Below are 20,536 nucleotides of genomic sequence, written 5' to 3' on the forward strand. Positions count from 1 at the left end.
ATCAACAGATGAGAGTTCAGATGGATGACCTGTTAGCCCCCGTTCGCCAGTTCCTGCATTGCGAGACCCCGGATGAGTGGGTGGAAATGGCGCGGGATCCCGCCCAGTTGCCGACCCTGCTTATCGATCACGCCAACTGCGAGAACAAGGCGGCACTCACCGCCCACAGCCTGGTGCGCCGCTACTGCCTGCCCAAGGAGAAGCGTCACCTGCTGCCCAAGCTGACCTTCTACCGGGAGCTCGATGCCTTGCCGGAGAAGGCGGAGATCCTCGGCAAGCGCACCATGGGCGAATCAGACAGGAGCGTGTTTGCGGAGCTGGAGCGCAATCCCCTGCTGTTCCCCATGGTGCGCCTCATCCAGGAGGAGCTGCATCACTTCGAGCAGGTGCTGGAGATCATGGCCGCACGGGGCATCCCCTATGGTCCCGTCACCGCCTCCCGCTATGCCCGCAGCCTGCTGACCCATGTGCGCACCTACGAGCCGGCGGCCGTGGTGGACAAGATGATCATCGGTGCCTATATCGAAGCGCGATCCTGCGAGCGTTTTGCCAGGCTGGCCCCTCATCTGGACGAGGAGCTTGGCCGCTTCTATGTCTCCCTGCTGCGCTCGGAGGCGCGTCACTATCAGGACTACCTGGCCCTGGCACAGACGTTCGCAGACGAAGACATCAGCGAGCGGGTGGCCTTCTTCGGTCGCCTGGAGGCCGAGCTCATCTGTTCGCCGGATCCGCAATTCCGGTTCCATAGCGGACTGCCTGTCAGATCTGACAGTTGTTGAGGTGACGGGGGCTGCCTACCATTCCCCTGTTCCTACTACGAGCGACGCAATCACTTTTTTGAGCGCAATCCCCCGGCGACTGATGAGACATCAGGCCGGGTTTTTTTATGTCTGGCGCAAGGGAAAACGCGCCGCGGGATCAGCGGCGGTATTCGTTATTGTAGTTCTGAATGAGGCGGCGGGTGACGTCGTGCTGGGGGTCGGCGAAGACCCGCAAGGTCTTGCCGCGCTCCACCACACGGCCTTCGTGCATCACCAGCACCTCGTCGCTGATGTGGCTGACGATCCCCAGATCGTTGGCCACCAGCACATAGCTCAGCCCCATGGTCTCCTGCATCTCCAGCAGCAGGTTGATGATCTGGGAGCGTACCGAAATATCCAGGGTCGAGAGTGCCTCGTCCGCCACCACTATCTTGGGATTGAGGATGAGCGCCCGTGCCAGCCCCACTCGCTGCTGCTGGCCGGCGGAGAGCATCTGCGGATAGAAGAGGGCGTGGTCGGGCAGCATGCCCACCATGCGCAGGGTCTGGATCACCTTCTCCCGGCGCTCCTCCTCGCTCAGGGCCGTGTTGAGGCGAAGGGGGGTCTCCAGGATCTGGCCGACCCGGATTTTCCGGTTAAGGGAGGTGTTGGGGTCCTGGAAGATCATCCGCAGCAGCTTGCAGCGTGTCTGGTAATCGCCGTGGACCATGGGTTGCCCCTCGATGGTGATCTCCCCGCCGCTTGGTTCAATCATGCCGGCCAGAATGCGGGCAAGGGTGCTCTTGCCCGAGCCCGCCTCCCCGACGATGGCCAGGGTCTGGCCCACCTCGAGATCGAACGAGAGGGGCTTTATCGCCTCCACCGCGCGGCGCCTGAACAGGCCGGTGCGGTTCTGGTAGGTCTTGCACAGGCCCCTGACCTGCAACAGGGAAGGTTCGGTCACGACGTGGTCTCCTTGGGTGTGCTCGCCGGATAGAGGGGCTGACGGGGCGGGCAGGTGCCCCGGATCAGGGTCTGGTGCCGGTTCATTTCTTCGGTTCTTCCATGTTGAGCGGGAAGTGGCAACTGAACTGATGCCCCTTGACCTTGCTCATCAGCGGCGTCTGCACGCACTGCTTCTGGGCGTAGGGGCAGCGTGGGCCGAGGCGGCAGCCGATGGGCAGATGTTGCAGCGGCGGTATCACCCCGGGCAGGGTCTCGAGCCGGGACTTGTGGCGCACCAGCTTGTCAAAGTCGGGGATGGACTTGAGCAGGGCATCCGTATAGGGGTGGTGAGGGGATTCCAGGATCTGGTCCCGGGTCCCCACTTCCACCATCTGGCCGCAATACATGATGTTGAGGGTGTCGGTCAGGTTCGCGATGGCGGCGATGTCGTTGCTGATGATGAGGATGGTGGTATTGCCCAGCTTGTTCATCTTGTCCAGCAACCGCAGGATCTGGGAGTGGGTGGTGGACTCCATGGCGCTGGTGGGCTCGTCCGCCACCAGCAGGCGCGGCTGGTTGGCGATGGCCATGGCGATCATCACCTTCTGGCACATGCCGTCCGACAGTTCGTGGGGATAGGCCCGCATTACCTTGCGGTGATCCTTGACCCCAACCCGGTGCAGCAGGGCGATGGCCCGCTTCTTGCGCCACTGGAAACGCTGCCAGAACTTGCCGGTGAAGGCGCTGGTGGGGATGGCCTCTTCCAGCTGGGTGCCTATCTCCTCGGAGGGGTCGAGGCAGCTGATGGGGTCCTGGAAGATCATCGCTATCTCCCGCCCCATGATGCGGCGTCGTTCCTTGGGCGCCATGGTCAGCAGGTCCATGTCGTTGAAGCGCATCCGGTCGGCGCGCACCGTCCAGTTGTCCTTCTGGATGCCGACGATCACCTTGGCCACCAGGCTCTTGCCCGAGCCGGATTCCCCCACCAGCCCGCGGATCTCCCCCTCGTTCAGGGTCAGGCTGACTCTGTCCACCGCCTTGACCTTGCCCTGGGGGGTGTCGATTTCGATGGTGAGGTTGCGTATGTCGAGCAGGGGCATCAGCAACGTCCCCCGTTCAGGGCGCAGCCGGGTCGCTCAGGGCGTCCGGGGGCGGGGATAGATAACAAGGCTGGCAACATCAGTCGTTCCCCTCTTTGAGTGCTTCGCGAATGCCTTCGCCCACCAGGTTGGTCACCAGCACGCTGAACAGGATGGCCATCCCGGGCAGGGTCACCGTCCAGGGGGCCAGATAGATAAGATCACTCGAATCGGCCAGCATGGCACCCCACTCCGGCTGGGGAGACTGGGCCCCGAGACCGAGGAAGCCCACCGCCGAGATGTCCAGGATGGCGGCGGAGAGGGTGCGGGTGGTCTGGGTCACCAGGGTCTCGACGATGTTCGGCAAGATGGCCAGGCGCATGATCCGCTGGGGCGGAGAGCCGTCGAGGCGGCTGGCGATGATGTACTCCTTCTGCATCTCGGCGTGAACCGCGTTGTAGGTGGCCCGGATGAAGGGCGGTATCAACGCGAGCGTGATGGCGATCAGGGTGTTGAACAGACCCGGCCCCAGGATGGCCACGACGATGATGGCCAGCAGCAGGGACGGGATGGAGAGCAGGGTATCGAGCAGGTGATGGAGCACGCTCGACTTCACCCCCTTGCTCATGCCGCCGAGGATGCCGATGGCCGAGCCGATGACCAGCGCGATGAGCACCACCAGCAGGGCGTTGCCGAAGGTGAGCCTGGCCCCGGCCACCAGACGGGAGAGGATGTCGCGCCCCAGATCGTCGGTTCCCAGGAAGTAATCGATGTTGCCGCTGTTGGCCCAGGAGGGGGCGAGCAGCAGGTGGTTGCTGTGCTGATCGTCGATGCCGTAGGGGATCACCAGGGGACCGATGAGGGTCACCAGCAGCAGCAGACCGAAGCACCAGAGCCCCGCCATGGCCAGCGGGTTGCGCCGGTAGGAGGCCCAGGTCTGCTCCAGGGGGGAGAGGATCTTGAGCTCCGGATAGATGTTCGATTTATCGTGCATGGTGCAGGCTCCCGTGCTGGTCGCAAGGGGATGGGCACGCCTGTGCGCCGGCGGCCCATGGGCCGCCGTGGTTCATCCACAGACCGCAATCAATCTTGTCTTGCATAGAGTTCTTTACGCCGTGCCGGATACATGATGGTGGTCAGCAGATCGGTGCTGACGCTGATGAAGATGACGAAGCTCGCCACCACCAGGAAGGCGCCGCGGATGGCGGCATAGTCCTGCAGCGCGATGCTGCTCACCAGCCAGCGGCCGATGCCGGGCCAGTCGAACACCACCTCGGTGATCATGGCGGAGGTGAGCACGCTGCCAAGTTGCAGCCCCAGCAGCGGCAACACGGGGGGCAGGGCGTTCTTGAGCCCGTGACGCCAGACGATCTGGCGGCGGGAAAGTCCGCGGCTGGCAGCGGCCTTGATGTAGTTCTGTTTCATCACGTCGATGAGGGAGCTGCGCACGTGGCGGATCACCTCGGTGGTGGGCACCACGGCCAGCACCAGGGAAGGCAGTACCAGATGGCGCAGGGCGTCGTGCAGGGCCGCCTCCCGCCAGGGCTCCTGGCTCATCAGCACATCGACGATGGCGATCCCGGTGATGGAGGGCACGTCGTAGAGCAGGCTGATCTGGCCGGAGGAGGGGAGCCAGCCAAGATCCAGGGAGAAGAACATCACCATCAGCAGCCCCAGCCAGAAGACCGGGATGGCATAGCCGACGAGGCCGGCGGCCATGATGGAGAGGTCCGGGCTGCGCCCCTGATAGAGGGCCGCGAGGGTGCCCAGGGGGATGCCCACCAGCAGCGAGATGGCGAAGGCGGCGAGGCAGAGGGTCAGGGTCGCCGGGAAGTAGTGACGGATCTCGTCGAGGACCGGCTGGCCGGAAACGCTGGAGAGCCCGAAATCCCCGGCGGCGATGCGCTGGAGGAAGTCAGGATAGCCGTGCCAGAAATCCAGCACCTGGGTGATGAGGCGAAACTCCAGGAGGTAGGCCCCCAGAGTCAGCACCAGGAGGGTGATCACCAGCAGGGTGATGCGGCGCAGGATATAGAAAAACATGCTTATGCCTCCTGGGGGCGGTGCGCCGATGGCCCGACGATGGAGTGGTTATCTGTCATGGTCACTCCCGATGGGCCTGGTTGAAGGTGGTGCCGCCAAAGGGCATCAGGGTCAGCCCCTGAATGTCGCTGCGACTCACCTGGGTTCTCAGGGCATGGGCCAGGGGAATGAGCGGCAACTGCTCGTTGAGCAGGGACTGGGCATAGTAATAGTTGCGCAGGCGGAAGGCGAGCTGCGGGGTGGTCACCGCATCGTCCAGCAGCTGATCAAACGCCGGGCTGCACCAGCGGCTGTAGTTGTTGCCCCGCTCGACGGCGGCGCAGCTCAGCAACTGGCGGAAGAAGTTGTCCGGATCCGCGTTGTCGGCGATCCAGCCCGAGAGCAGGCTGTCATATTGTCCATGGGCGAGCCGGGTCTCGATGACCGGCCAGGCCTGCTGCACTATCTTGAGGCTCACCCCAATCTTGGCGAAATCGCTGCGCATCAGTTGCGCCGTCTTGAGGCCGTCCGGGTTGTAGGGACGGGCGCCGGGTTGCACCAGCACCTGCATCTCGAAGCCGTTGGGGTAGCCCGCGTCCTTGAGCAACTGGCGAGCGAGCTTGAGATCCGGCTTGCGTTGGGGCAGGGAGGGATTGTAGCCCCAGGAGAGGGGCGGCAGCAGGCTGGCGGCGCTCTGGCCGGTCTCGAAATAGACCGCCTGCAGCAGATTCTGCACATTGATGGCGCTGGCGAGGGCCTGGCGCACCTGCACCTTGTTGAAAGGGGCCTTGCGGGTATTGAGGGCGAGGAAGGCGACGTTCATCCCCGACTGCACCGACAGATCCAGGTGGGAGTCTTTGTCTATCACCGACAGCTGGCTGGCAGAGGGGGTGCTCATCACGTCGCACTCGCCGGTCAGCAGCTTGGCAAGGCGCTTGGAGGATTTGGGGGTGATGTCGTAGATGAGCTGCTCCATTCTGGCCTCGCCGCCCCAGTAGCCGGGGTGACGCAGGTAGCGCACGAACTCGTTGTGGCGATACTCCTTGAAACTGAAGGGGCCGGTGCCGATGGGGCGGCTGTCCAGCAGCGCCGGGGTGCCGGCCTTTAGCATCTGCTCCCCGTACTCGGCGGAGAGCACGATGGCGTAGTCGCTGGCCAGGGTGGCGAGGAAGGAGGCATCGGGGCGGTTCAGCTCGAACACCACCTCATAGGGCCCCTTCTTGTAGACCCGCTTGATGAGGTTGCCGAGCCCCAGGCTGTAAAAATAGGGGTACTCGCCGCCGGAGACGGCGTGGAAGGGGTGGTGTTCGTCCAGCAGACGCTGCCAGGTGAACAGGACGTCGTCGGCATTGAAGTGACGGGTCGGGCTGAACCAGGGGGTACGGTGGAAGGTCACTCCCTTGCGCAGGGTCAGGGTATAGGAAAGGCCGTCCTCGCTGCTTTGCCAGCGGGTGGCGAGCCCCCCTTCGATGCCGAGGGTGTTGGCATTGACCTCGAGCAGGCGATCGTAGATGGGGCGGGCACTGGCATCCAGGGTCGCATCCGAATTGGCAAGCTGCGGGTTGAAGGTTCGGGGTGCCCCTTCGGCACAATAGATGAGCCCGGTTTTGGAGGCTTCATCGCGTTTCTGACAGCCGCTGACCAGGACCAGGAGACCAAGCAGCAGGGGGGTGAGCATTCTCATGTTGGAACCATGTTTTCAGACAAAGTTGCCCGCCAGGGGGCGGGCGCGTTGCGGGGGGCGGCCGGGCAGGCGCTCCCGTCAGGGGTGACGTGCGCCGCGTTATCCGCGCGCACAGACCCGGTGCCAGGCATCAGCCCGCCTCCTGGTTGCCACTGTTGTCATCCCCGTCCAGCAATTGATATTTGCGCAGCATCCCCCGGAACTGGTGATAGCTCAGGGCCAGCAACTGGGCTGCTTTGCGCTGATTATACTGGGATTGCTGCATCGCTTGCTTGAGTAAATTAATCTCGTACTCCGCCACCGCCCCTTTGAGATCCAGCGGCAGGGTCGGGGTCGGGGCCGTCTCTGCCGAGGTCGGCGCGTCCGTGGAAGGGGCGGCGTCACCTCGGGCACGGGGGCGCCAGGGGGAGTCAAAGGGATTGAGCACCAGATCCGCCAGCGGCAACTGGGGGTTGCCCTGGCGATAGAGACTGCGCTCCACCACGTTCTTGAGCTCCCGCACGTTGCCCGGCCAGGGGTAATCTTGCAGCAGCTGGGTCGCCTTGCGCGAGAAGCCGGCAAAGAGCGGATACCCCAGCTCCCGGGTCATGCCGTGGGCGAAGTGCTCCGCCAGCATCAGGATGTCCTCGCGCCGCTCCCGCAGGGGGGGCAGGGTGATGACGTCGAAGGCGAGCCGGTCCAGCAGGTCGTGGCGAAACCGTCCTTTCTCTGCCAGTGCAGGCAGATCCTCGTTGGTGGCGCACACCAGCCGCACATCCACCTTGAGGGGCTTGGCACCGCCCACCCGTTCGAACTCCCCGTACTCGATGACCCGCAGCAGTTTTTCCTGCACCCGGGCGCTGGTGGTGGCCAGTTCGTCGAGGAACAGGGTGCCGCCGTCGGCCCGCTCGAAGCGCCCCTGATGGCGCTTGGCGGCGCCAGTGAAGGAGCCCGCCTCGTGGCCGAACAGCTCGGTCTCCAGCAGGCTCTCGCTCAAGGTGGCGCAGTTGATGGTGACAAAGCTTTGATCCCAGCGATCCGAGAGATAATGTAGGCGGTGGGCGATGAGCTCCTTGCCGGTCCCCCGCTCGCCGATGATGAGTACGGGCTTGCGCAGCGGCGCGAGGCGCGATGCCTGCTCGATGATTTCTAGAAATGCGTTGGATTCACCCAACAGACTTTCCGTGGCCGTGGTCATCCCTGCCCCTGTGAGTTGAAAAATCTGGTTAATCTTACCAAAAGTTGGTTATTTTAATCATCACTTGTTTCCCCGGGACTTGAACTGCATTCTGAGTGCCCATATAAATCAACAAGTTAAATATTGTTCCAGATTGGCACACAAGTTGCCATTGTCAATGGAGACACAACCCGATGCCTATCACAGGAGTACAATCATGAGCATTTTTTCTCGCTTGGCCGACATCATCAATTCCAATCTGACGGCCCTGCTCGACAAGGCGGAAGATCCCCAGAAGATGGTGCGTCTGATCATCCAGGAGATGGAAGATGAACTGGTGAAGGAGCGCTCCAACCTGGCCCGCTTCCTCGCGAATCAAAAAGAGATCGGCCGTCAGGTGAGCCGCCATCAGGAGCGGGTCGCCGAGTGGCAGGGCAAGGCCGAGCTGGCTCTGACCAAGGGGCGCGAAGATCTGGCCCGGGCCGCCCTCATCGAGAAGAGCAAGCAGGCGGAGCTTGCCGACGCCCTGTCTCGGGAACAGCAGGCGGTGGACAGCGGCATCGAGAAGCTGGGGGAGGAGATCCGCCAGCTGGAAGCCAAGCTGGAAGACGCCCGTGCCCGCCAGAAGGCGATGGCCATTCGCAGCGAAGCCGCCAGCAGCCGCCTCAACGTGCAAAGCCAGGTGGCCCGTGGCGACAGTCAGGCCGTGGTGAGCAAGTTCGAGCGCATGGAGCGCCGCATCGACGAGATGGAAGCCCGCGCCGATCTGGGGCAGTCCGACAAGGCGCTCGCCCAGCAGTTTGCCGAGCTGGAAGCGGACGACCAGATCAGCCGCGAGCTGGAAGCCATGCGCCAGAAGCTGGGTCAGCACAATCCGGCACCGAAACAGGGAGAGTAACAGATGGAAGATCTGCTGGGTGTATTGATGGTTCCCATGGTGGTCTTCATGGTGGTGGTGGCCCCCATCTGGCTGGTGCTGCACTACCGCGCCAAGGGACGCATTGGCGCCGGTCTTGCCGATGGTGAGCGTGAACAGCTGCAGGGCTTGCTGGTGCGTGCCGAGAAGATGCAGGAACGGGTCGGCGCCCTGGAGTCGATTCTGGATGCCGAGGTTCCTGGTTGGAGAAACAAGGTATGACGGTTTTCAATGAGAGATGTCATGACCGTGGCAAAAAGCCGGAGCGTGCCGAAATCCTATTGGAGTCGATTCTGGATGCGGAAGTCCCCGGTTGGAGGAACAAGGTATGAACAGTGTCAGTCGTGAAGGGCGCAACCTGTACCGGGATCCCCAGCGGGGCAAGATTGCCGGGGTCTGTGCCGGTCTGGCAGAGTACTTCGGGGTGGAGACCTGGATCGTGCGGCTGCTGGCCATCAGTGGTCTCATCTTCGCCGGTTTCATCACCTTCACCGCCTATATTGCCGCCTGGTTCCTGCTCGACAAGAAGCCGGTCACCCTCTACTCCCAGGAGGATGCCGAATTCGCCGAGGTGCGGATGAAGGCGCGCAGCTGGCAGGCTGGCGTCACACCTCATCAGGCCCTTGCCCGCATCGGCCAGGAGCTGGATGCACTGGAGCCCAGGGTGCAGCGCATCGAGAAGCTGGTGACCTCCAAGGAGTTCACCCTGCAACGGGAGTTCAGCAAGCTCTAATCGTGCCGGGCCGCGAGGATACTGCCTCGCGGCTGTCTCTCTGATGTGATCACAAGGAGAAGAAGACCCGCCTTGATACGCAACAAACTCGAACACTCCTGGTCGGTGCTCCAGCACAAGGCCGTTGACGCGGTGAACCGGGCCCGGGATCGCCACATCCGGCTGGCGGTCACCGGCCTCTCTCGCAGTGGCAAGACCGCGTTTATCACGGCGCTGGTCAATCAACTGGAGCACGCGGCCATCGACGGTCGTCTGCCGCTCTGGGACGCCCAGCGCCAGGGACGCATCCTCGGTGCTCGCCGGGTGCCCCAGCAAAACGCCCACATTCCCACCTTCCCCTACGAACGGGGCCTCGATGCCCTGTTTGGCGATCCGCCCGCCTGGCCCGCGCCGACCCGGGGGGTGGCCGAGGTACGCCTCGAGATCCGTTATCGCACCCGCCATCCGCTGCGTCGGCACCTGGGTGAGATCTCCACCCTCTATGTGGATCTGGTGGATTATCCCGGGGAGTGGCTGCTGGATTTGCCGTTGCTGGATCTGAACTACGAGCAGTGGAGCGAGCAGGTGCGGGAGCAACTTTGCCGTCCCGAGCTGCAAGCCCTGGCGGCAGGCTGGCTGACGCCGCACTGGCAGGCGGATCAAGCCTTCGAGGAGCGGACCGCCAGCGAACTGGCCGCCCGCTACACCGATTATCTGCACGCCTGCAAGCAGGCGCTCGGACTTCACCTCATCCAGCCCGGGCGTTTCGTGTTGCCCGGCGAGTATGCCGGTGCGCCGCTGCTGCAATTCGTGCCCTGGGTATGGGAGATGCCCACGCACTCCCCCGAAGACGGCACCCTCTACGCCACCTTCAAGCAGCGCTTCGAGCAGTACAAGCAGCATCTGGTACAGGGCTTCTATGAGCAGCACTTTGCAGGCTTTGATCGCCAGATCGTGCTGGTGGACTGCCTGGCGCCCCTCAATGCCGGTGCCGCGAGCTTTGGTGACATGCAGCAGGCCATCGCCCGCATCATGGAGAGCTTCGCCTACGGCAAGAGCAACTGGTGGCGCCGCCTGTTCGCCCCGCGCATCGACAAGCTGCTGTTTGTGGCGAGCAAGGCCGATCACGTCACGCCGGAGCAGCACGGACCTCTGGTGTCGCTCCTGCAGCACCTGGTGAGCCGTGGCCGGGGTCAGGCCCGCTTCGAGGGGATAGAGACCGAATGCCTGGCGCTCGCCGCCATCAAGGCCACCGAGGTGGGCAAGGGGGTGGCAGACGGACGGGAATTTCCCGCCATTCGTGGCACTACCCTCTCGGGCGAGCCCTTGCTGCTCTTCCCGGGGGAGGTGCCTGCCCAGATCCCGCCTGCGCAGTGGTGGAAAACTCAAGGGTTTGATTTTCAGGCCTTTCGCCCGTTGCCCATGAGCGCCCATCAGGCGCTCCCCCATATCCGGCTCGATGCGGCGCTGGAATTCCTGCTCGGGGATCACCTCGAATAACGGGTGGGTGGCCCGCTGTGCTCGAGGGGCGCCCACAGGAGAGAATGCGATGAACGATCAGACAAGATGGCGCACCAATGACGCCGCTCCCCTGCAAGGCAAGGTGACGCTGGAGCCCGCGCCCTCGATGGCAAGCGAAGCGCAGCCACCGGCCCCGGCCCGGCGGCTGGAAGAGGAGAGCTTCGAGCCTCTGGACGCGCTGGACGAGCTCACCGAGGTGGAGCCCGCGCTTAACGTCAGGCCTCGGCGCCGCCATCGTCTGCTGGCCTGGGGGCTGGGCGGGGTGGGGCTGTTGTCCCTTGGCCAGTTTGGCGCTTTTCTGGTGGATCAGTTTGCCGCCTCCCCCTTCTGGGGCGGGGCCTGGCTGCTCGCCTCCGGCCTGGTGGCGGTGGGCACCGCCGGGGTGGCGGGGCGCGAATGGCTGCGGCTGCGCACCTTGAAGCGACGCCAGGATGTGCGCTCAAGAGCCGAGGATCTGCTGGCCCATCAAGGGGTCGGTCAGGGGCAGGCCTTCTGCGAGGCCCTGGCCGAGAAGAGCGGTGACAAGGGGCGGGAAGGGTATCGCACCTGGTTATCCCAGCTTGACGAGAGCCACAGCGATCGGGAAGTGCTGACCCTCTACAGCCAGCTGGTGCTCACCGAGCGGGACAAGCTGGCCCAGGCCCGCGTCGCGAAATGGTCGGGGGAGGCCGCCGTGCTGGTGGCCCTGAGTCCGCTCGCCACCGTCGACATGATGCTGATGCTCTGGCGCAACCTGCGGATGATCGAGGACATCGCCGATGTCTATGCCATCGAGCTCGGCTACTGGAGCCGCATCCGCCTTATTCGTCAGGTGTTTCGCAACATGCTCTATGCGGGGGCCACCGAGCTGGTGACCGAGGTAGGGATGGATCTGCTGGGCGCCGAGCTGACCGCCAAGCTCTCCGCCCGCGCCGCCCAAGGGGTCGGGGCCGGGTTGCTCACCGCGCGCCTCGGGATGCGTACCATGGAAGCCTGTCGTCCGCTCCCCTGGTGTGCCGACGAGAAGCCGAAACTGGGCGAGCTGCGCAAGCGGCTGATCGGCCAGTTGGCGGGTTATCTCAACAAGTCGTGAGGTGGCTGGCACCCGACATGGATGTCACAAATTATTTACAATTGTCAAAAGCAGCCGACCCCGGGGTCGGCTGCTTTTTTGAGGGGCAAACCGTTACAGTGATCCCATGACTCAACGGCCAGTGACCGCCCGGATGGCGGCTGGCACCCGAAGGATGGGAGCATTCATGGCAAGTCTCTACACGGCCCGCCAACCGGATGGGCAGGGCAGGATCCACTACACGGACGAGGAGCACGGCACCTGGCGGATCCTGATTGCACGCCAGCTTGCGGCGCTCGATGGCAAGGCCTGCGATGAATACCAGGCCGGGTTGGCACGCCTCGACCTGCCTCTGGACCGCATCCCCCAGCTGGGCGAGATCAACGCCGCCCTGATGCCCGCCACCGGCTGGTCGGTGGCGGCGGTGCCAGCCCTCATCTCCTTTGATCACTTCTTCGCGCTGCTCGCTGATCGCCGTTTTCCCGTCGCCACCTTCATTCGCCGCCGGGACGAGCTCGACTACCTGCAAGAGCCCGACATCTTCCACGAGATCTTCGGCCACTGCGCTATGCTGACCAACCCGGCCTTTGCCCACTTCACCCACCTGTATGGTCGGCTCGGACTCCATGCCAGCAAGGAGGAGCGGGTCTATCTGGCGCGGCTCTACTGGTTCACGGTGGAGTTCGGTCTCCTGCAGGGGGAGGAGGGGCTGCGCATCTACGGCGGCGGCATTCTCTCCTCCATCGGCGAGACCGCCTATGCCCTCTCGGGAAAGCCCGAGCTGCAACCCTTCGATCTGCTGGAGATCCTGCGTACCCCCTATCGCATCGACATCATGCAGCCGACCTATTTCGTGCTGCCTCGTCTCGATACCCTCTATGGTCTGGAGGGGCAGGGGATCATGGCGGCCGTGGCCGAGGCCCGTCGTCTTGGCTTGCGTCCACCCCGCTTTGCCCCCGTTGCCGGCAAGCAGGCGAGCTGACCCGAATTCATTCCCACGATGTTTCATGAAAGGAGTCCCGAATGACTGAACTGGCGAGTCAACGATGCGAGGCGTGCCGCGCCGATGCCCCCAGGGTGAGCGATCAGGAGCTGGGGGAGCTGATGCACCTCATCCCCGACTGGCAGCCCCTGGTGGTCAACGGCGAGCTGCAACTGCGTCGTGAATTTGTGTTTCGCAACTTCAAGGAGGGGCTGGCGTTCACCAACCGCCTCGGAGAACTGGCGGAGGCGGAGTTCCATCATCCGGCGATCTTGCTTGAATGGGGCAAGGTGACCGTGAGCTGGTGGACCCACAAGATAGGCGGCTTGCATCGCAACGACTTCATCATGGCTGCCCGCACCGACGCGCTGATGAAGTAACCGCCGTCTGGCGCCAGCGCAGACAGGGCCTGCCCGGTGAAAGCGGGGCAGGCCCGCATTTTTGTGGGGGAGCGCTCGCACTGGCGGGATCGAGTCTGTATTATCCCGTTATTCAGAATGTTAGCTAGGAAGTGTGTGCCGAATGCGTCTTGAAGTCAGCTGTGAAGACCGTCTGGGCCTGACCCGGGAATTGCTCGACCGACTGGTGGAGCACAACATCGATCTGCGCGGCATCGAAATCGATACCTCAGGCATCATCTATCTCAATTTCCCCGAGCTGGAGTTCCGTGACTTTCAGCATCTGATGCCGGAAATTCGCCGCATTCCCGGCGTCTATGACGTCAAGACCATCCCCTACATGCCCTCCGAGCGGGAACACCACGAGATAGAGGCCCTGCTCAAGGCCCTGCCGGACCTGGTCTTCTCCCTCGACAGCAAGGGGCGGGTGACCCAGGCCAACCAGGCCGCTCTCACCACCCTGGCGTTGCCACCGGACGAGGTGCGCGGCGTGGCGATCGCCTCCCTGGTCAAGGGTTTCTCGTTTGGCCGCTGGCTGGAGTCGGGGGAGATCAAGCCCCAGACCTGCAAGCTGAGCCTCGGTGGCGAAGAGTACCTGGGCGATCTGATGCCGCTGTTCGTGGCCGAAGAGAAGGGCAAGCAGGCTCTGGCCGGCGCCGTGGTGGTGCTCAAATCCGCCCGCCGGGTCGGCATGCACTTCAGTGCCCTGCACGCGGTGGAAGTGGGGGGCTTTGAGCACCTCCAGGCCGAGAGCCAGAAGATGAAAGAGGTGCTGGCCCAGGCAGCCAAGCTCGCGATGCAGGACGCTCCCTTGCTCATCGTGGGGGAGACCGGCACCGGCAAGGAGTTGCTGGCCCGGGCCTGCCACGGCGCCAGCCTGCGCTCCAGCCACCCCTTCATGGCGCTCAACTGCGCGGCCATGCCGGACAACGTGGCCGAGAGCGAGCTGTTCGGCTATGCCCCCGGCGCCTTTGGCAACAACACCGAGGGCAAGCGCGGGGTGCTGGAGCTGGCCAGCGGCGGCACCCTGATGCTGGACGAGATCGGCGACATGTCCCCCCATCTGCAGACCAAGTTCCTGCGGGTGCTGCAAGATGGCGTGTTTCGCCGGGTCGGTGACGAGCAGGAGGTGAGGGTCAACGTGCGCTTCATCTGCACCACCCAGAAGCAGTTGCTGGATCTGGTTCATGAAGGGAAGTTTCGCGAAGATCTCTACTACCGCCTCAATGTGCTTAGCCTCAATCTGCCGCCGCTGCGCGAGCGCAAGGCGGACATCATGGCCCTGGCCCAGCAGTTCGTGTCGCGCTTTGCCAGCGAACTGCAGCGCCCGCGTCCGCGCTTTACCCGCAACATGGCCGAGTACCTCACCGCCTACCGCTGGCCCGGCAACGTGCGCCAGTTGCGCAACTGCCTCTATCGGGCCATGACCCTGCTGGAAGGGGACGAGATTGGACCCGAGCACGTGGACTTGCCGGTGGCGGCCGATGCCATGCCGCTCATCGACGAGTGGTTCGAAGGGGGGCTCGACGAGGCGGTGAAGCGTTTCGAGAGCCGCCTGCTGGAGCGGCTCTACCCGGCGTTCCCCTCCACCCGCCAACTGGCCAAGCGGCTCGGTGTCTCCCATACCGCCATCGCCAACAAGCTGCGCGAATATGGGATTGGCAAGAAGTAGTGTCGATGGACGGTGTCTGCCTGGGGCATTGAGCGCCTTGCTGGCACGGCTGCGACGCCCGGTGACGCAGCCGTGCCACTTGCCTCTGGGGGCTGGCCACCCGGCTGGTAAGCTCGGTGCGGTGCCATGCAGGCACTCTCATCATGGGCGTCGGGTTACCCCGGCGCCGACCTGGACACTCTCGCGGGCACCATGCAGATGTTTTGTTACCTCCGGTTACTGATGTGGCTGGCGCCACTGTGCTGCATGCTGATGCTGGCAAACCTGACCGTGGCGGCGACCTCCGCCGAGGCGCGCAGTGACATGGTGCGCCAGACCGTGCTCGATATCCTCAGTTACACCCGCTGGCCCAGCGAGCCCGCCAGACTTCGGCTCTGCATCACGGCACCGACGGAATATGCGTCATCCCTTCTGACCATCGAACGGCAGGCCAATGGCCGACCGGTGGAGGTGCATCGCTACGACATGGGCGATGAGGCGCTGATCCAGCGCTGCGATGTCATCTATCTGGGGGTGCTGGCACCGGCACAGCGCCTCTCCCTGTTCGAGCGCCTGCGCGGTCACGCCATCCTCAGCATCAGTGAGCAGAGCCGCGAATGCATCGCCGATGCGGTCTTCTGTCTGCAGGCCGGGGAGGAGAGGGTGCGTTTTCGGGTCAATCTGGATGCGCTGGCCCGCAGCGGTGTGCGAGTGCACCCGGCCGTGCTCAAGCTAGCGCGAGCCGATGAGGAGGTGCGATGACGGTCCATCACGCCACTCCCCGGCTTACCCTGCGACAGAGTCTGGGGCGCACCCACATGATGATCTCCCTGACTGCCGTCTGCATGGCCGGGTTGTTTCTGACCGTCACGGCGCTGCTGGCGCTGCGCCTTTATGCGGATCACAACCTCAAGCTGGTGGCGCGGGCCATCAGCTACACCACTGAGGCGGCCGTGGTCTTCCATGACAAGGAGGCGGCACTGGATGCCCTGGAGACCATCACCTCCCGGGAAGACATAGCCAGCGCCAGCATAGTGCTGCCGGACGGCCAGGTGCTGGCGAGCTGGCGCCGGGACATCACTACCCCCTGGACCACCCTGGAGCAGCACCTGGCCCGCCTGATCCTGCCGGGGCCCGTGGCGCTCCCCATGGTGCGCGAGCACAAGGAGATAGCCAGGGTGCATCTGGTCGGTCACGGCCAGTACCTGTTGCGATTCCTATTGCAGACCTTGCTGGCTACCCTGGTGTGCCTGCTCATCAGTATTCTCGGGGCACTCCATGTGGCGCGCCGGATGCAACGCTCCATCACGGCACCCCTCAAGGCCCTGACCGAGGTGGCTTACAACGTCAGCCGCCAGCGGGCCCTCAAGGAGCGGGTGCCGGCGGCCAATATCGCCGAGCTGCACGAGCTGGGCGAGGATTTCAATTCGCTGCTCGATGAGCTGGAAGCCTGGCAGGCCCACCAGAAGCGGGAGAACGCCAGCCTGCTGCATCAGGCAACCCATGATCCCCTGACCGGTCTGCCCAACCGCGCTCTGTTCGAGGCTCGCATGGAGCAGGCCATCCTGGCAGGCAACAAGGGGCATGAAGGTTTTGCCCTGCTCTATCTGGATTGCGATCGTTTCAAGCAGATCAATGACAACCTGGGCCACAGCATCGGCGACGAAGTGCTGATCGCCGTGGCGCGGCGGGTGCAGCATCAGCTCAGGCCCCTGTATCTGGTCTGCCGGCTGGGGGGAGATGAGTTCGTCATCCTCCTGACCCCGATCCATGGGGAGGACGAGGTGCGCGAGGTGATAGGGCGAGTGCAGCAGGCCATGAACACCCCCGTGGTATTGAGTGACGGTCGCCATCTCGGGGTGGGGATCAGCATCGGCTCTGCCCGCTATCCCGAGCAGGGGAAGACGGCGGATGCCCTGCTGCAATGGGCAGACGACGCCATGTATCAAGCCAAACGACAACGCAGGGAGGAGAGAGAAACACGAAAAACGAGCACGTGAAGTTGAACCGGAAATAGTGAAAGGATGATAAGAATGCGCATGTTGAACCCGATCAAAGCGGGCCTGGTGGCACTGTTGCTGAGTGTGCTGGCGGCGTGCCAGAGCCCTCCCCAGGGGCTCACGGCGGAGCAGATCGCCGCCTTGAAGGAGCAGGGATTTCACCTGACCGACGAGGGATGGACCCTGGATATCTCCAACAAGGTGCTGTTCGCCAACAATGTGGGGGCCCTCAACCCCGAGACCCGCCAGGTGGTGGAGAAACTCGGCAAGGCCCTGATTGAGGTAGGACTGAACCGGGCCCGGGTGGACGGTCATACCGACTCCAACGGTGATGAGGCCTACAACCAGCAACTCTCCCTCAAGCGGGCACGGTCGGTGGCCGATGTCCTGGTGTCGGTGGGTATGCCACAGGGGAACCTGGATATCCGCGGCCGCGGAGAAGAGGCGCCCATCGCCGACAACGCGACCGCTGCCGGGCGAGCGGAAAATCGCCGGGTTGCCATCATCATCGGCAATGGCTGACCCCCGTCAGCCGGTATCGGCGCGGCGCTCCCGTCAGGAGCCTTGAATCAACCGCCCGATCCTGTGTGTGCCACCACTCTCCAGTGGGAGAGTGGCTCTCTTCCCTTGTTGTTTCACGCTTTTCTTGCCTGACGCGCTGTTGCCCTGATGGGGACAGAGTGACGGCTCAATCCTTCCCGACTTGATCCAGCACAAATACCTGCAACTGATATTCGTTATCATTTGCGTTATTTACGCAGGGTAACCCAGTGACGACTCTCCAGCTTTCTTCGACCATGACGGGGCTTTGTACCCCGGATCCCCTCAAATTCGCCTTCACCGCCAAGACGTCGGCCCATGCCAGCCGGGGAGGGACCGCCCCCCTGATGCTGGACGATGCCGGCTGGCAAGCCTGGTGGCAGCAGGAGAGCGAGGCCAAGGCCCGAGCGCTCTATATCCATATCCCGTTTTGCCGCAAGCGCTGCAGTTTTTGCAACTTCTTCGAAAACGGCGCCAATCCGGCGCGCATGAGCCGCTACATGGAGGCACTCTGCGGGTCGCTGCGCCAGGCAGCCGAGACGCCGCTTGTCCAGAGCCGGCCTTTCTCGGCGGTCTATGTGGGGGGCGGTACGCCAACCGACATGGCGGCGGGCGATCTCGCCCGCCTGGCCAGCGTCATCCGCCGTTTTCCCCTGACCGTGGATGCGGAACTGACCCTGGAGGGGCGACTCAACGGCTTTGATGACGAGAAGTGGCAGACGGCCCTGGCGGGCGGTTTCAACCGCTTCTCGTTCGGCGTGCAGAGTTTTGATACCCGCGTGCGCCAGCAGGCGGCCTGCTTCGATGACAGGGAGACCTTGCTGTCCCGGCTGGCGGCGCTGACCCGCCACAACGAGGCGGTGATCGTGGCGGATCTCATCTTCGGTCTGCCGGGGCAGGATGAGGCCGTGTGGCGCCAGGATATCGCGGATGTGATGGCGAGCGGGGTGCACGGGGTTGATCTCTATCAACTCATCTCCATGGCGGGCACCAACCTGGCGCGCGCCGACGAGAAAGGCACCCTGGGCTGGGCCGTCGATGGCCAGCAGCGGGCAGTCATGTATGCCGACGGGGCCCGGACGCTGGAGGCGGGGGGCTGGGAGCGGCTCTCCTGCAGCCACTGGCGGCGCACCGATGCCGAGCAGAGCCGCTATAACCAGATGGCCAAGTGGGGCGCCGAGATCCTGCCCTTCGGCGCAGGGGCGGGGGGCAACATTCACGGCCACGGCCTCATGTACGGCCGGGATCTGGCGCCCTGGCATGAGGCGCAGGCGGGGGGCGTGCGTGCTCCCGGCATGGTGATGAGGCCCAATCCTGATGCCCGTCTCGACGGGCTGCTGCGAGGGGGGCTCGACACCGGATGGTTGGCGTTGTCTCAATTGCCACAGGGGCTGGTCTCCCACTTGATGCCGCTCTTTGAGGCCTGGCAGCGACACGGGCTGGCACGGCTCTCGGCCGAGCGTCTCGCCCTCACCCTGGCGGGGCGTTTCTGGAACGTGAATTTGCAGGCCGGGTTGTTCGAGTATCTGAGGTGCAATCCACCGGGGGGGATCAAGGGGGGCGAGAAACCATCCGGCCACCCGGGCAAGATGGCCGGTCATGCCCGGGTATAACGGGCTATCGGAGCACAGAAAGGAGGCGGGGGCCTGGTGCAGGCCCCCGCTTTTTGTCAGCGGTTGTCGACCTCGTCCACCCGCACCCGCAGCGCTCCCTCTGCGAGGGTGGTGATCAGGATCTGGCCTTCATTGACCTGGGATGCGCGGCGGATCACCTCCCCGGAGGGGGTGCGCACGATGGCGTAACCGCGCCCCAGGGTGGCCAGCGGGCTGATGCTGTCGAGGCGGGCTCCCAGCATGGCGAGGCGGTGGCGGGCGAGATCCTGGCGTTTTGCGATGAGGGCATGGAGGCGCTCCTCGGCAAGCTGGTGACGACGTTTGCCGATGGCCAGCAGCTTTTCGGGGCTTCTGGCCTGCAGGCGCATGACGAGGCCCGCGAGGCGCCGCTCCCCCTGGTGCAGGCGATCACGCAGGTACTGCTGCAAGCGGCGGTCGAGCTCGTCGAGGCGCTGGGACTGCTGCTCCAGCCGTCGCTTGGGATCCTGATGCTCGAGCCGCTTCTGCAGCAGGACGAAGCCATGGCGGGCGGCGACCTGGTGACGGCTCATGGCCTGGGTGAGCCGCTGGCGCAGGTGCACGAGGCGCTGGGCGCGGGTGCTCCTGTCCGGCGCGACCAGCTCGGCGGCGGCAGAGGGGGTGGGGGCACGAAGGTCGGCGGCAAAGTCGCTGATGGTGATGTCCACCTCGTGTCCTACGGCGCTCACCACGGGGATGGCGGAGCCTGCGATGGCCCGTGCCACCGCCTCTTCGTTGAAGCACCAGAGATCTTCAAGGGAACCGCCGCCGCGTCCGACGATGAGCACATCCACCTCGGCGCGGCGGTTGGCAAGCATGATGGCCGAGACGATCTGGGCGGTGGCGGCGCTCCCCTGCACCTGGGTCGGGTAGATGAAAACGGGCAAGTCCGGGGCGCGGCGTTCAAGCACCGTCAGCATGTCGTGCAGGGCGGCGCCTGTGGCGGAGGTGACCAGCCCGACGGCGCGGGGTTCCCGGGGCAAGGGGCGCTTGCGCCCTTCGTCAAAGAGCCCTTCGGCCCCGAGGCGGCGCTTGAGCTCCTCGAAGCGCAGGGCCAGCATGCCATCCCCGGCGGGCTGCATGGACTCGATGATGAGCTGGTAGTCGCCCCGGGGTTCATAGAGGGAGACTCGCGCCTGCACCAGCACCTGCATGCCATCCTGGGGACGGAACGGCACCCGGCGGTTGTTGCCCTTGAACATGGCGCAGCGCACCTGGGCCGACATGTCCTTGAGGGAGAAGTACCAGTGGCCGGAACTTGGCATCGCGAGGTTCGAGAGCTCGCCGGTGAGCCACACCAGCCCCAGATCCTGCTCCAGGATCATGCGCACGGCGCTGTTGAGGCGGGTGACGGTGAAGATCTGCTGTTGTCTGCTCTGACTGGCGGGTTCGAGGTGATTCAAGGCTGGCCCTGCTGTGGTGTCCGCCGGGGCGGGAGAAACGATGGGGGTCATCTTACCCCAGTTGCGCCCATCTGCCGAGCCATGGGCCCGGCAGATGACGCGGAG

General features: G+C 64.2%; 20 protein-coding genes. 13 read left to right on the plus strand and 7 right to left on the minus strand.

Annotated features, from left to right (window positions below):
• The first annotated feature begins 20 nt into the window (after positions 1-20).
• On the plus strand, positions 21-779 hold the full coding sequence (miaE, locus tag I6L32_RS16270; protein ID WP_042016277.1) for a tRNA-(ms[2]io[6]A)-hydroxylase: 759 nt from the start codon (positions 21-23) through the stop codon (positions 777-779).
• 139 nt (positions 780-918) lie between these two features.
• On the opposite strand, the gene I6L32_RS16275 is transcribed toward miaE, so the two are convergent.
• The 6 genes from I6L32_RS16275 to pspF form a co-directional block, all read right to left on the minus strand.
• Positions 919-1,704: an ABC transporter ATP-binding protein gene (locus I6L32_RS16275; RefSeq protein ID WP_010674528.1), complete on the minus strand. Its 786-nt coding sequence runs from the start codon at positions 1,702-1,704 to the stop codon at positions 919-921.
• A gap of 82 nt (positions 1,705-1,786) precedes the next feature.
• Positions 1,787-2,785, minus strand: coding sequence for an oligopeptide/dipeptide ABC transporter ATP-binding protein (locus tag I6L32_RS16280; protein WP_010674529.1), 999 nt, complete (start codon positions 2,783-2,785; stop codon positions 1,787-1,789).
• 79 nt (positions 2,786-2,864) lie between these two features.
• Entirely contained in the window at positions 2,865-3,758 is an 894-nt protein-coding gene (locus I6L32_RS16285) for an ABC transporter permease subunit (protein WP_010674530.1), read from the minus strand.
• An 89-nt stretch (positions 3,759-3,847) separates the two neighbouring features.
• On the minus strand, positions 3,848-4,807 hold the full coding sequence (locus I6L32_RS16290) for an ABC transporter permease subunit (protein ID WP_010674531.1): 960 nt from the start codon (positions 4,805-4,807) through the stop codon (positions 3,848-3,850).
• Between the two features lie 61 nt (positions 4,808-4,868).
• Positions 4,869-6,464: an ABC transporter substrate-binding protein SapA gene (sapA, locus tag I6L32_RS16295; RefSeq protein WP_010674532.1), complete on the minus strand. Its 1,596-nt coding sequence runs from the start codon at positions 6,462-6,464 to the stop codon at positions 4,869-4,871.
• A gap of 136 nt (positions 6,465-6,600) precedes the next feature.
• Complete coding sequence (gene pspF, locus I6L32_RS16300) at positions 6,601-7,647, minus strand: phage shock protein operon transcriptional activator (protein ID WP_171864790.1); 1,047 nt, start codon at positions 7,645-7,647, stop codon at positions 6,601-6,603.
• 196 nt (positions 7,648-7,843) lie between these two features.
• Between pspF and pspA the strand changes: the two genes are divergently transcribed.
• The 12 genes from pspA (at position 7,844) to hutW (ending at position 19,010) form a co-directional block, all read left to right on the plus strand.
• A complete protein-coding gene (gene pspA, locus I6L32_RS16305) occupies positions 7,844-8,524 on the plus strand; it encodes a phage shock protein PspA (protein ID WP_010674534.1) in 681 nt (226 codons plus the stop codon).
• 3 nt (positions 8,525-8,527) lie between these two features.
• Entirely contained in the window at positions 8,528-8,764 is a 237-nt protein-coding gene (gene pspB / locus I6L32_RS16310; protein ID WP_005300084.1) for an envelope stress response membrane protein PspB, read from the plus strand.
• 106 nt (positions 8,765-8,870) lie between these two features.
• Entirely contained in the window at positions 8,871-9,275 is a 405-nt protein-coding gene (gene pspC, locus I6L32_RS16315) for an envelope stress response membrane protein PspC (RefSeq protein WP_010674535.1), read from the plus strand.
• 72 nt (positions 9,276-9,347) lie between these two features.
• Positions 9,348-10,754 (plus strand): YcjX family protein, encoded by a 1,407-nt coding sequence (locus I6L32_RS16320; protein ID WP_216944172.1) that lies wholly within the window; start codon positions 9,348-9,350, stop codon positions 10,752-10,754.
• Positions 10,755-10,803: 49 nt separating this feature from the next.
• Positions 10,804-11,847 (plus strand): YcjF family protein, encoded by a 1,044-nt coding sequence (locus tag I6L32_RS16325; RefSeq protein WP_216944173.1) that lies wholly within the window; start codon positions 10,804-10,806, stop codon positions 11,845-11,847.
• A gap of 166 nt (positions 11,848-12,013) precedes the next feature.
• Positions 12,014-12,808 carry a phenylalanine 4-monooxygenase gene (phhA, locus tag I6L32_RS16330; RefSeq protein ID WP_041215282.1) on the plus strand — a complete coding sequence of 265 codons (795 nt, stop codon included), beginning with the start codon at positions 12,014-12,016 and terminating at the stop codon, positions 12,806-12,808.
• Positions 12,809-12,849: 41 nt separating this feature from the next.
• Positions 12,850-13,188, plus strand: a complete 339-nt coding sequence (locus I6L32_RS16335) for a 4a-hydroxytetrahydrobiopterin dehydratase (protein WP_041215281.1) — start codon at positions 12,850-12,852, stop codon at positions 13,186-13,188.
• 142 nt (positions 13,189-13,330) lie between these two features.
• Positions 13,331-14,878, plus strand: coding sequence for a transcriptional regulator TyrR (gene tyrR, locus I6L32_RS16340; protein WP_010674540.1), 1,548 nt, complete (start codon positions 13,331-13,333; stop codon positions 14,876-14,878).
• Positions 14,879-15,076: 198 nt separating this feature from the next.
• Positions 15,077-15,619, plus strand: coding sequence for a YfiR family protein (locus tag I6L32_RS16345; RefSeq protein WP_223932167.1), 543 nt, complete (start codon positions 15,077-15,079; stop codon positions 15,617-15,619).
• On the plus strand, positions 15,616-16,857 hold the full coding sequence (locus I6L32_RS16350; protein ID WP_210555832.1) for a diguanylate cyclase: 1,242 nt from the start codon (positions 15,616-15,618) through the stop codon (positions 16,855-16,857). Before I6L32_RS16345 ends, I6L32_RS16350 begins: the two co-directional genes overlap by 4 nt.
• A gap of 33 nt (positions 16,858-16,890) precedes the next feature.
• The gene (locus I6L32_RS16355) at positions 16,891-17,379 is read left to right on the plus strand and encodes an OmpA family protein (protein ID WP_010674543.1); all 489 of its coding nucleotides are present in this window, start codon (positions 16,891-16,893) and stop codon (positions 17,377-17,379) included.
• A 275-nt stretch (positions 17,380-17,654) separates the two neighbouring features.
• Complete coding sequence (hutW, locus tag I6L32_RS16360) at positions 17,655-19,010, plus strand: heme anaerobic degradation radical SAM methyltransferase ChuW/HutW (RefSeq protein ID WP_216945192.1); 1,356 nt, start codon at positions 17,655-17,657, stop codon at positions 19,008-19,010.
• A 56-nt stretch (positions 19,011-19,066) separates the two neighbouring features.
• On the opposite strand, the gene xseA is transcribed toward hutW, so the two are convergent.
• Positions 19,067-20,353: an exodeoxyribonuclease VII large subunit gene (xseA, locus tag I6L32_RS16365; protein WP_254203904.1), complete on the minus strand. Its 1,287-nt coding sequence runs from the start codon at positions 20,351-20,353 to the stop codon at positions 19,067-19,069.
• Positions 20,354-20,536: the final 183 nt, after the last annotated feature.

The sequence above is a fragment of the Aeromonas sp. FDAARGOS 1402 genome (genome assembly GCF_019046925.1).
Taxonomy (GTDB): Bacteria; Pseudomonadota; Gammaproteobacteria; order Enterobacterales; family Aeromonadaceae; genus Aeromonas; species Aeromonas caviae.